Annotated in this window: 10 protein-coding genes; 4 read left to right on the top strand and 6 right to left on the bottom strand. The window is 70.0% G+C overall.

All coding sequences use genetic code 11. The annotated features are described in order from the left end of the window. Positions 1-39: 39 nt before the first annotated feature. The 3 genes from FG154_RS04080 to FG154_RS04070 all read right to left on the bottom strand — a co-directional run bounded on the left by FG154_RS04080 (position 40) and on the right by FG154_RS04070 (position 1,713). Entirely contained in the window at positions 40-231 is a 192-nt protein-coding gene (locus FG154_RS04080; RefSeq protein WP_011910053.1) for a hypothetical protein, read from the bottom strand. Positions 232-370: 139 nt separating this feature from the next. Beyond that, entirely contained in the window at positions 371-1,000 is a 630-nt protein-coding gene (locus FG154_RS04075) for a CoA transferase subunit B (RefSeq protein WP_145104608.1), read from the bottom strand. 14 nt (positions 1,001-1,014) lie between these two features. Continuing rightward, positions 1,015-1,713: a CoA transferase subunit A gene (locus tag FG154_RS04070; protein ID WP_011910051.1), complete on the bottom strand. Its 699-nt coding sequence runs from the start codon at positions 1,711-1,713 to the stop codon at positions 1,015-1,017. Positions 1,714-2,048: 335 nt separating this feature from the next. Between FG154_RS04070 and FG154_RS04065 the strand changes: the two genes are divergently transcribed. Further along, on the top strand, positions 2,049-2,255 hold the full coding sequence (locus tag FG154_RS04065; RefSeq protein WP_145104606.1) for a hypothetical protein: 207 nt from the start codon (positions 2,049-2,051) through the stop codon (positions 2,253-2,255). Positions 2,256-2,357: 102 nt separating this feature from the next. Here the strand turns inward: FG154_RS04065 and argF are convergent, their stop codons facing one another. Continuing rightward, positions 2,358-3,284 carry an ornithine carbamoyltransferase gene (gene argF / locus FG154_RS04060; protein WP_145104604.1) on the bottom strand — a complete coding sequence of 309 codons (927 nt, stop codon included), beginning with the start codon at positions 3,282-3,284 and terminating at the stop codon, positions 2,358-2,360. Between the two features lie 114 nt (positions 3,285-3,398). Next, the gene (locus FG154_RS04055; RefSeq protein ID WP_145104602.1) at positions 3,399-4,580 is read right to left on the bottom strand and encodes an aspartate aminotransferase family protein; all 1,182 of its coding nucleotides are present in this window, start codon (positions 4,578-4,580) and stop codon (positions 3,399-3,401) included. A 386-nt stretch (positions 4,581-4,966) separates the two neighbouring features. On the opposite strand from FG154_RS04055, the gene FG154_RS04050 reads away from it, so the two are divergent. After that, complete coding sequence (locus tag FG154_RS04050; RefSeq protein WP_145104600.1) at positions 4,967-5,590, top strand: GcrA family cell cycle regulator; 624 nt, start codon at positions 4,967-4,969, stop codon at positions 5,588-5,590. A 54-nt stretch (positions 5,591-5,644) separates the two neighbouring features. Here the strand turns inward: FG154_RS04050 and FG154_RS04045 are convergent, their stop codons facing one another. Beyond that, positions 5,645-7,615, bottom strand: a complete 1,971-nt coding sequence (locus FG154_RS04045) for an AsmA family protein (RefSeq protein WP_145104598.1) — start codon at positions 7,613-7,615, stop codon at positions 5,645-5,647. Between the two features lie 197 nt (positions 7,616-7,812). On the opposite strand from FG154_RS04045, the gene FG154_RS04040 reads away from it, so the two are divergent. Together FG154_RS04040 and trpE are read left to right on the top strand one after the other, a co-directional pair. Beyond that, complete coding sequence (locus tag FG154_RS04040; RefSeq protein WP_145104596.1) at positions 7,813-9,678, top strand: peptidyl-prolyl cis-trans isomerase; 1,866 nt, start codon at positions 7,813-7,815, stop codon at positions 9,676-9,678. Between the two features lie 9 nt (positions 9,679-9,687). Continuing rightward, positions 9,688-11,199, top strand: a complete 1,512-nt coding sequence (trpE, locus tag FG154_RS04035) for an anthranilate synthase component I (protein ID WP_145104595.1) — start codon at positions 9,688-9,690, stop codon at positions 11,197-11,199. The last annotated feature ends 30 nt before the right edge of the window (positions 11,200-11,229 follow it).

The raw sequence follows: 11,229 nt of genomic DNA, 5'->3' as shown, positions 1-11,229 counted from the left end.
ACGACCCGGCCGCTGCGCCCGAGGAACCGAGCCGCCGGATCAGGCGGCGTCCGGTCCCTTGATGACCAGAACCCAGAAGGCATAGATCCCGAGGAGGAGGAAGATCACGGCCCAGACGGGGCTTCCCAGCGCGAACAGCTCGACGGCCGACCAGGCGATCGGGAAGATCCCGGTGACCCAGCGACGCCAGGCGGGGCGGAAGAACGGGTGGTTTGGATCGATGAGTTGCATGGGGAAACCCTAACCTGCCCCCTCGCCCGGAGGTAGGGAGAAGATGCCGCAGGCCCCTGCATCGGAGGTGTCCGCGGCCCCTCCCCTTCCCGCGGGAAGGGAGCGGCTCCTCTGGCAGCGGCCGGAAGAGCCGGACCTGTCAGGCGACGATGGTGGCCTCCGTCGCCGCGCGGATCTCATCTTCCGTCACGCCGTCGGCGCATTCCACGATCTTCAGCCCCCCCGGCACCACGTCGAGCACGCCGAGGTTGGTCACGATGCGGTTCACGACCCCCTTGCCGGTCAAGGGCAGGGTGCATTGCTTCAGCACCTTCGACTCGCCGTGCTTGGAGGTGTGGTCCATCACCACCACCACGCGCTGCACGCCCGCCACAAGGTCCATCGCGCCCCCCATGCCCTTCACGAGCTTGCCGGGGATCATCCAGTTCGCAAGGTCTCCGTTCTCGGCCACCTCCATCGCGCCAAGGATCGCCATGGCGATCTTGCCGCCGCGGATCATGGCGAAGCTTTGTGCGCTGTCGAAGTAGGCGGTCTTGGGCAGTTCGGTGATCGTCTGCTTTCCGGCGTTGATCAGGTCGGCATCCTCCTCGCCCTCGAACGGGAAGGGGCCCATGCCGAGCATCCCGTTCTCGGATTGCAGCGTCACCTCGATCCCCTCGGGGATGTAGTTGGCCACCAGCGTCGGGATGCCGATCCCGAGGTTGACATACCAGCCGTCCTGAAGCTCCTGCGCGGCGCGTGCCGCCATCTGGTTGCGGTCCCAGCCCATGATTTCTCTCCCCCTCAGGCGCGCTTGCGGACGGTGCGCTGTTCGATGCGTTTCTCGTGCTGGCCCTGGATCAGGCGGTGCACATAGATCCCCGGCAGATGGATCGAGTCCGGCTCGAGGCTGCCCAGCGGCACGATCTCCTCGACCTCGACCACGCAGACCTTGCCGCAGGTGGCCGCCGGCGGGTTGAAGTTGCGCGCCGTCTTGCGGAAGACGAGGTTGCCCGACGGGTCCGCCTTCCAGGCCTTGACGATCGAGAGATCCGCCACGATGCCGCGCTCGAGGATGTAGGTCTCGCCGTCGAACTCCTTGTGCTCCTTGCCCTCGGCGATCACGGTGCCCACGCCGGTCTTGGTGTAGAAGCCCGGAATGCCCGCGCCGCCGGCCCGCATCCGCTCGGCGAGCGTTCCCTGCGGGTTGAACTCCAGCTCCAGCTCGCCCGAGAGATACTGGCGCATGAACTCGGCATTCTCGCCGACGTAGGAGGAGATCATCTTCTTCACCTGCCGCGTCTCGAGCAGCACGCCCAGACCGAAGCCGTCCACGCCCGCATTGTTCGACGCGATGGTCAGATCCCGGGTGCCCGCGTCGCGGATCGCCTGGATCAGCAGCTCGGGAATGCCGCACAGACCGAAGCCACCGGCCGCGATCAGCATCCCGTCGAACAGCAGCCCGTCCAGCGCGGCGGACGCGCTGTCATAGACCTTCTTCATGGAGACCTCCCCGAAAATTCTCGCAGGAATTTGTGGCGGACCCTCCGGGGCGTGTCAATCGCCGCGCTGCGGCGGACCGCGCCGTCCGCCCAACCTGCCAAAGCCCCTGCGCCTGCCCGAGCCGAAAGCGCCTCGCCCACCATCCGAGTGGCGCGGGCGCGGCTCCGGCAGATTTCACGGCACGAAAGAATGTGGCAACCTTGCAGGATTTTGCACGTTGTTCGCTCGAAGTCCGTCTTGCAGTCTCGCAAAGCACTGCTCTTGAGCGGTTCGAAGGGGTTCATGCGGTATCAGCAGTGTTCAGGGAGGAACCTGCCACCTGTGAAGAGGTCAACATGATCGAACTTGCCTTCGTGGCCTGCCTCAGTGCCGCCCCCGAGGCCTGCGAGAAGCGCAGCCTCTATTATAGCGACGATCTCAGCCCGCAAGCCTGCCTGCTCCGCGCGCCGCCCGAGCTTGCGAAGTGGGTGATGGACCACCCGAAATACCGCGTCTCGAGCTGGAGGTGTCGCGTCCGGCCCGCCACGGAACGGGACGCCTGAGAGGCACGCCCACGCCCGCCCACGCGAGGGACCGTCCGTCCGGCGATCTGCCGGGGCCCGGTTTCGGGCAAGGCCCGGCCGTGGCCGGGCCCGGGCAGCCCATCAGGTTCCGAGGCACCAGCGCATGATGGCCTTCTGCGCATGGAGCCGGTTCTCGGCCTCGTCGAAGATCACCGAATGGGGGCCATCCATCACCGCGCTGGTGGCCTCGTCGTCGCGATGCGCAGGCAGGCAGTGCATGAAGAGCGCATCGGGCCGCGCCTTCGCCATCAGCGCCTCGTTCACCTGATAGGGCCGAAGCTGGTTGTGCCGCCGCTCGCGCGCGGATTGCGGATCGTGCATCGACACCCAGGTGTCCGTCACCACGAGATCGGCTCCGTCCACCGCCCGTGCCGGGTCGCGCTCGATCGAGACGCGCTGGCCCTTCTCGCGGGCATAGCCCACGAACTCGGCCTCGGGGTCGAGCGTGGGCGGGCCGGTGAAGGTGAAGTCGAAGCCGAACTGGCCCGCCGCATGCAGGAACGAGGCGCAGACATTGTTGCCGTCGCCCGCCCAGACCACCTTGCGCCCCGAGATCGGGCCCCGATGCTCCTCGTAGGTCATCACGTCGGCCATGATCTGGCAGGGATGGGTGCGGTTCGTGAGCCCGTTGATCACCGGCACCGTGGCGTGCTCGGCCATCTCGAGCAGCGTCGCCTCCTCGAAGGTGCGGATCATGATGAGATCGACGTAGCGCGAGAGCACGCGCGCCGTGTCGGCGATGGTCTCGCCGTGGCCGAGCTGCATCTCCTTGCCCGAGAGCACCATGGTCTGCCCGCCCATCTGCCGCACGCCCACGTCGAACGAGACGCGGGTGCGGGTCGAGGGCTTCTCGAAGATCAGCGCCACCATGCGGCCCGCGAGCGGCTGGTCATCGTCGAGCTGGCCCTTGGGCCGGCCCTGACGCGCCGCCTTCATCGCGTGGGCGCTGTCCATCATCTGCCGGAGGGCGTCGGTGTCGGTCTTGTGGATGTCGAGGAAGTGGTTCACGGAAAAGGGCCTTCTGTCTCGGGTGCGGGCCTCGGGCACCGCCTCCCGCCGGATGTTCATGCGCGACCGGAGAGGAAGCCGGCTCGCGGGCGCGGATCGGCCCCGAGGCAGGGATCAGGCCGCATCGGCTTCCAGTGCCCCAGCGGCCCGGTCGAGACGCGCCACCGCTTCGGCGATGTCCTCGTCGGGGATGTTCAGCGCGGGCAGCAGCCGCACCACATTGTCGGCCGCGGGCACGGTCAGCAGATGCTCGCCATAGGCCGCCTGCACCAGATCCGTGTTCGGCGCCCGGCACTTCAGGCCGAGCATCAGGCCCGCGCCCCGCACCTCTTCGAAGACCTGCGGATGGGCCGCCACCAGCCCCTCGAGCTTCTGGCGGAAGAGCGCGCCCTTGCGGTTCACCTCGGCGAGGAAGGCCGGGTCGGCGATGATCTCCATCACCTTCGCCCCCACCGCGCAGCCGAGCGGGTTGCCCCCATAGGTCGAACCGTGGGTGCCCGCGGTCATGGGCGCGGCGGCTTCTTCCCTGGCCAGCAAGGCCCCCAGCGGAAAGCCACCGCCGATGCCCTTGGCCACCATCATGATGTCGGGCTCGATCCCTGCCCATTCGTGGGCAAAGAGCTTGCCGGTGCGCCCCATGCCGCACTGAACCTCGTCGAACACCAGAAGCGCGCCCACGGAATCGCAGGCGTCACGCAGGCCTTTCAGGCAGACGTCGGGCAGGACGCGGATGCCGCCCTCGCCCTGCACCGGCTCGATCATCACGGCCGCCGTCCTGTCCGAGATCGCGGCCCGCAGCGCCTCATGGTCGCCGAAGGGCAGTTGCCGGAAGCCCGGCATCAGCGGCCCGTAGCCCTTGGTCATCTTCTCCGAGCCCGCCGCCGCGATGGCGCCGGTCGAGCGGCCGTGGAAGGCGCCCTCGAAGCAGAGGATCTCGATCCGGTCAGGCTGGCCCTTCGCTGACCAGTATTTGCGCACCATCTTGATGGCGAGTTCCGCGGCCTCGGTGCCCGAGTTGGTGAAGAAGACCGTGTCGGCGAAGGTGGCCTCCACCAGCTTCTCGGCCAGCCGCTCCTGTTCGGGGATGCGGTAGAGGTTCGAGACATGCCAGAGCCTGCCGGCCTGCGCCGCGATCGTCTCGACCAGCGCGGGGTGGGCGTGGCCCAGCGCGTTCACCGCAATCCCTGCGCCGAGGTCGAGGTATCGGCTGCCGTCCTCGGCGGTGAGCCACGAGCCCTCGCCCGTCACGAATGCGAGGGGCGCACGGTTGTAGGTCGGCAGGACGGCGGAGATCATCGGCAAGGGTCCCTTGGAAAGCCACAGGGGTGCCAGAGGAGGCGCCCCAAGTCAACGTGATGTGTCAGGAAGGAAGGCAGGACGGGCAAAGGCTGCGCGCAGGCGCGATCGGACGCTGGAAAGCGTCAACGTCGGGCGGCGGTGGTGCAGGTCCGGCTTGTCATGGCCCGGCTCCTATCGCGATCCGTGCCGGCTGTCCATCCGTTTCGCAGCCGCTTGCGCAAGCCTCCGGGATGGGCGCGCCCGCCCGCCCCTGCCCGCCGCGGCGCCGGAGCGGCTTGAAACACGGCCGGGGCGGGTGTAAATCTCGCCCTTCCTCCCCACAGGCGGGGAGCGGCGGAAGCCCGGCGCCCGGCGTCGGGTCCACCCTCAAGCGGAGTTGCGGCATGTCCTGGACCGACGAGCGCGTCGAGACCCTGAAGCGAATGTGGGCCGAGGGCCAGAGCGCCAGCCAGATCGCCAAGGAGCTCGGGGGCGTCACGCGCAACGCGGTGATCGGCAAGGTGCACCGGCTGGGCCTGTCGAACCGTGTGGGCGGCAACGGCAGCCGCGACGAGATCGAGGAGGAGGTCGCGCCCGCCACCGGCACGACCGCCGCGAGCCCGGCCCCGGCGGCCCCGCGCCCCGAACCGGCACGTCCGGCCGATCCGCCCCGCAGCGCCGACCCGCGCCCGGCGCCGGAACGCCCCGCCCCGGCTCCGGTTGCGCCGGTGGCCCCGGTGCCGCTGCGCAAGCCCCTGGTGACCGCGGGCCAGCCCCTGCCGCCGCAGCCCTCGGCCAACGAGATCAGCCCCGAGGCGTTGGCTTCAGTCCGCGAGGTGGAAAAGCGCGCCCGCCGGCTCACGCTGATGGAGCTGACCGAGCGGACCTGCAAATGGCCGATCGGCGACCCGGCCACCGAGGACTTCTGGTTCTGCGGCCTGCCCTCCTCGCCCGGCAAGCCCTATTGCGAAGCCCATGTCGGCGTAGCCTTCCAACCCATGAGCGCCCGCCGGGACCGTCGGCGCTGAGACGCAGCCTTTGCCCGTGTGCGGCCTGTCCGCCCACGGCACCGGACACCGGCCTCAGTTCCCGCCGAGCAACCTGTTCAGCGCCCGCCCGGCCTCGTTCTGAAGCGCCTCGCGGGCGCGGCGCTTGGCGGCCTCCTCGAGGCTCTCGCCCTCCTGAGGAACGACGCCGAGACGCTCGGCCGCCTCCTCGGACATCCGCTCCTTCACCTGCTGCCCGACCGGCTGGCGCACCAGCGCATCGAGGTCGAGCCGCGTGCGCGGGCCCGCCCAGGGCCCGGCGATGATCACCGGAACGCTCACCCCGCCCGTCCCGTCCTCGCGCGGCAAGAGCGTCGGAAGCAGCCGGTAATCAAGCGTCCGGTCGCCGAACCCGACCGATCCCGCGCCCGTTGCCCCCATCAGCGGCGCCTCGAGGGCCAGATCCTCGTTGCGCAGCACGCCCTTCTCCACGGTGAAGCTCGCGCCGAGCTTGTCGAAGATCGTGCGCGTCCCCTCGCCCACCGAGCCCGCATCCAGCGTGCGCACCATCCGCGCCACATCAAGCCCGCGGAACTCACCCTTGCCAAAGCGGATCGAGCCGGTGCCCGACAGGCTCTGCATCAGGGCCTCCTGATGCGGGCCCGAGGCGAGCAGCTTCAGCCGCACGTCCCCTTGCGTCGCAAGCCGGTCGAACTCCGCCAGATCGGCCAGAAGGGGCTCGGTCTGCAGCCCCGACAGCGTCAGGTCCGCCGCAAGCGAAAGGCCCTGCCGCCCGTTCACCACCAGCTCGCCCGTGAGACTGCCGCCGTAGGCGGCCACCTCGCGCAGGTCCGCCACCAGCCGCGCCCGGTCGAGCGTCAGGATCGCCTTGGTCGCCCCCAGCCTGAGCCGTCCGAGGTCGATGCTGCCCGCAGAGAGGGCAAGACCGAGATCCACCGCCGAAAGGGCGCTGACGTCGATGGGGGTGCGTGACCAGCCTTGCCGGTCGCCGCCGGGCTGGCCTGCGGCTGCGGCCGGTGTCGAGACGCCTGCAAGATCAAGCGCCTCGGCCCGCACATTCGCATCAAGCCTTGGGCGATCCCCGCCGGGGGTCATGTCGGCTTCGACGGCCAGCCGGTTGCCATCCGCGGTCACCCGCCCCTCGCGCAGATGCAGGGTGCCTCCCTCGGCCAGCGTGAGCCGGCCCGCGATCTCGAGCTGACGGCGCCCCAGCCCTTCGGGCAGCTCCGGCCGGGAGCGGCCAAGAAGCGCCGCCAGATCGCCGAGATCGCCCAGAGCGGCGTCGATCCGCCCGTCGGCCATCGGCGGCGCGCTGCCGGCCTCGCCCTCGAAGGTGATGCGGGCGCTGCCCGTGGCGAGCGACAGGCGCAACGGCGCGACCCGGCCGGCCAGTGCGCTGCCCGCTTCGTCAAGCCGGCCCTCGACAGCAAAGCCCCGGCCATTCGCCTGACCCGAGAGGGTGAGATCGGCCGGCCCGCCCGGCTCCGGCAGGGTCACCCGCGCCTGAACGGCGGAAATGTCGCCCCGGCGCCCGGTGCCGTGATCGATCCAGAGAACCCGCCCGCCCTTCACGATGCCCTCGTCGAGGGTGAAGGGCGACACGGCCGATCCCGCGGCAGCGGCGGGCGCGGGATCGGCCCCGGGCGCAGGATCGGACAACGGGCGCGACAGGTCCCAGTTCGCCCGCCCCTCCGCGTCGCGCTCGAGGCGGATCACCGGCTCGTCCAGCGCGACCCGGCTGATCCGCCAGCTGCCTCCCATCAGGGCGAGCGTATCGAGCCCGATCTCGAGCGCGCGCGCCTCGAGCAACGGCTCGCCCGCGGCCCAGGGGGCATTTGCGATCGTCACCGGGCCCGTGCGCACCCCGAGCCTGGGCCAGACCGAGGGGCGCACCTCGCCGGAAAGGGTCATGGGGCGGCCGGTCGCGGCCTCGAACTGGCGGGCGGCCAGCTCGGCCAGCCGGTCGCGCGGCACGAGCACCAGCGCCACGAGAAACAGGGCCACGAGCCCGAAGAGCACAGCCACCAGACGGATCAGCCAGCGCATCGACACCTCCGATCTTTCCCGCGAAAGCCTAGCCGCCGCCATGGGCCGCAGCAAGCATCGCCCCGGCGCGGAGCTGGCCGGGAGGTCAGGATTGCGTGAAGCGCGTCGCGCGGGCCCGCGTCATGCGGCCCTCTGCACCTTGCCCCGGCGCCGCCCAGGCCCTAGACAGTCGCAACCGCCCAAACCGGAAGAATGCCATGTCGAGACTGACGTCGATCGAGCACCACAAGCCGAAGAAGAAGGGCACGCAGATCGTGTTCTGGGGCCTTGTCGCCCTGATGGCCGTGGGCCTCGGCGGCTTTGGCGTGACCAATTTCGGCGGCGGGCTCAGCACCGTCGGCAGCGTCGGCGACCGTGACATCACCACCGCCGACTATGCCCGCGCGCTTCAGCAGGAGATGCGGGCGCTCGGGGCGCAGATCAACCAGCCGGTCACGATGGAGATGGCGACGGCCTTCGGGCTCGACCAGCAGGTGCGCCGCCGTCTCGTGACGCAGGCCGCGCTCGCCAACGAGGCGGACCGTGTCGGCCTGTCCGTTGGCGACGCGCGGGTGGCCGAGGAGATTACCGGCTCGGATTCCTTCCACGGTCCCTCGGGGCAGTTCGACCGCGAGACCTACCGGCTGGTGCTGCGCCAGAACAACCTTTCCGAACCCGAGTTCGAGAACGGTCTGCGCGAGGATATCTCGCGCTCGCTGCTGCAGGGCGCGGCGGGGGGCGGCTTCGTGGCGCCCGCGGCGCTGGTGGACACGCTTCACGCCTACATCGCCGAGCGGCGCAGCTTCAGCCTCCTTCGGGTGCAGGAGGCCAACCTCGGCGCGCCCCTGCCCGAACCCACCGAGGACGAGCTTCAGGCCTGGTATGAGGCGCATCCGGCCGATTTCACCGCCCCGGAGCGCAAGCGCATCACCTACGCCGCCCTGCTGCCGCAGGAGGTGGCCCCAACCCTTCCGGTCGATGAAGAGGCGCTGCGCCGGCTCTATGACCAGCGTCTGGGCGAATTCGTGCAGCCCGAGCGCCGGCTGGTCGAACGGTTGGTCTTTTCCACGCCCGAGGCCGCGGCCGAGGCCCGGGCCCGGATCGACGAGGGAACGCCGTTCGAGACGCTCGTTTCCGAACGGGGACTCGAATTGAGCGACATCGACATGGGCGATGCCACCCGCGACGAGTTGGGCGGGGCGGCGGATGCGGTCTTCGCGCTGACCGAGCCGGGCATCGCGGGCCCGGTCGAGACCGGGCTGGGCCCTGCCCTCTTCCGGGTGAACGGCGTGATCGCGGCGCAGGAGACCCCGTTCGAGGCGGTGCGCGACGACCTGCTCACGGAATATCAGCAGGACGCCGCCGCACGCGCCATCTCGGGCCGCCGCGACCAGATCGACGACCTGCTCGCGGCCGGTGCCACGCTGGAAGAGCTGGGGACCGATGCCGGGATGAAGATCGCCACCGTCGACTATGCGCCGGGGCTCGATTCGGACATCGCGGGCTATGAGGCGTTCCGCAGCGCCGCCGATGCGCTGCAGCCGGACGACTTCCCCGAGACGGTCCAGCTCAACGACGGCGGGCTTCTGGCCATGCGCCTCGACGAGGTGGTGCCACCGCAGCTGAAGCCCTTCGAGGAGGTGCGCGACGAGGTGGCCGAGGCCGTGCGCGCCGACGCACTTGGCAAGGCGCTGGCCGCCCGTGCCGCCGAGATCGCCACGGCGGCCGAGGAAGGCACGGATCTCGGCAGCTTCGGCCCGGTCGAGGATCTGGGCCCGATGACCCGCGACGGCTTTGTCGAGAACGTGCCCGATACGCTCGTCACCACCGCCTTCGGGATGGACGAGGGCGCGCTGCGCGCCATCGAGGGGCCGGGCTTTGCCGGCGTCCTCCGGCTCGACACGGTCGTGCCCGCCGCTGGCGACGACGAGGCGGCCCGGGCGCTCAAGGCCTCGCTGTCGGCCCAGATCGAACAGGCGCTCTCGCAGGATGCGCTTGCACTCTTTTCCAACAGCCTGATGCAGGAGGCCGGCATCACGCTGAATGACGCCGCGATCTCGGCGGTTCAGGCCCAGTTCCAGTAAGGTGCCCTCGTGCCGCTCGTGACCTCCTTCGAAACCTTCGAGCGCGGCTGGAACGCCGGGCAGAACCAGCTTGTCCATGCGCGGCTGACGGCGGATCTCGACACGCCGGTGTCGCTGATGCTGAAGCTGGCCGAGGCGCGGACCGACACCTTCATGCTGGAATCGGTGACCGGCGGCGAGATCCGGGGCCGCTATTCGGTGGTCGGCATGAAGCCCGACCTGATCTGGCAGTGCCACGGGCAGCACAGCCGCATCAACCGCGAGGCGCGCTTTGACCGGCAGGCGTTCCAGTCGCTTGAGGGCCATCCGCTCGACACGCTGCGGGCGCTGATCGCGGAAAGCCGGATCGACATGCCGGCCGACCTGCCGCCGATCGCCGCCGGCCTCTTCGGCTATCTCGGCTATGACATGATCCGGCTGGTCGAACATCTGCCGGGGGTGAACCCCGATCCGCTCGGCCTGCCCGATGCGGTGCTGATGCGGCCCTCGGTCGTCGCGGTGCTCGATGGGGTGAAGGGCGAGGTGACGGTCGTGGCGCCGGCCTGGGTCTCGTCGGGCCTTTCGGCGCGGGCGGCCTATGCGCAGGCCGCCGAGCGGGTGATGGACGCGCTGCGCGACCTCGACCGTGCGCCGCCCGCGCAACGCGACTTCGGCGAGGTGGCGCAGGTCGGCGAGATGCGCTCGAACTTCACCCACGAAGGCTACAAGGCCGCGGTCGAGACCGCCAAGGACTACATCCGCGCCGGCGACATCTTCCAGGTCGTGCCCTCGCAACGCTGGGCGCAGGAGTTCAAGCTGCCGCCCTTCGCGCTCTACCGCAGCCTGCGGCGCACCAACCCCTCGCCCTTCCTGTTCTTCTTCAACTTCGGCGGCTTCCAGGTGATCGGGGCCAGCCCCGAGATCCTCGTGCGGCTGCGCGACGGCGAGGTGACGATCCGCCCGATCGCCGGCACCCGCAAGCGCGGCGCCACGCCGGAAGAGGACCGTGCGCTCGAGGCCGACCTGCTCGCCGACCAGAAGGAGCTGGCCGAGCATCTGATGCTGCTGGACCTTGGCCGCAACGACGTGGGCCGGGTGGCGAAGGTGGGCACGGTGCGGCCGACCGAGAAGTTCATCATTGAGCGCTACAGCCACGTCATGCACATCGTCTCGAACGTGGTGGGCGAGATCGCCGAGGGGCAGGACGCGCTGTCGGCGCTGCTGGCAGGCCTGCCGGCGGGCACCGTGTCAGGTGCGCCCAAGGTCCGCGCGATGGAGATCATCGACGAGCTGGAGCCGGAAAAGCGCGGCGTCTATGGCGGCGGCGTGGGCTATTTCGCGGCCAATGGCGAGATGGATTTCTGCATCGCGCTCCGCACCGCCGTGCTGAAGGACGAGACGCTCTACATCCAGTCCGGCGGCGGCGTGGTCTATGACAGCGACCCCGAGGCCGAATATCAGGAGACGGTGAACAAGGCCATGGCGCTGCGCCGTGCGGCCGAGGATGCGGGCCTCTTCGCCCGCCGCCACGGCAACGGCTGAGACCCTTGAGGGGCGGCCTTCCCGGCCGTC

Source organism: Cereibacter sediminicola (assembly GCF_007668225.1).
GTDB lineage: Bacteria > Pseudomonadota > Alphaproteobacteria > Rhodobacterales > Rhodobacteraceae > Cereibacter_A > Cereibacter_A azotoformans.
The sequence above is the reverse complement of the archived record's forward strand: the minus strand, read 5'-3'. Positions and strand labels throughout refer to the sequence as shown.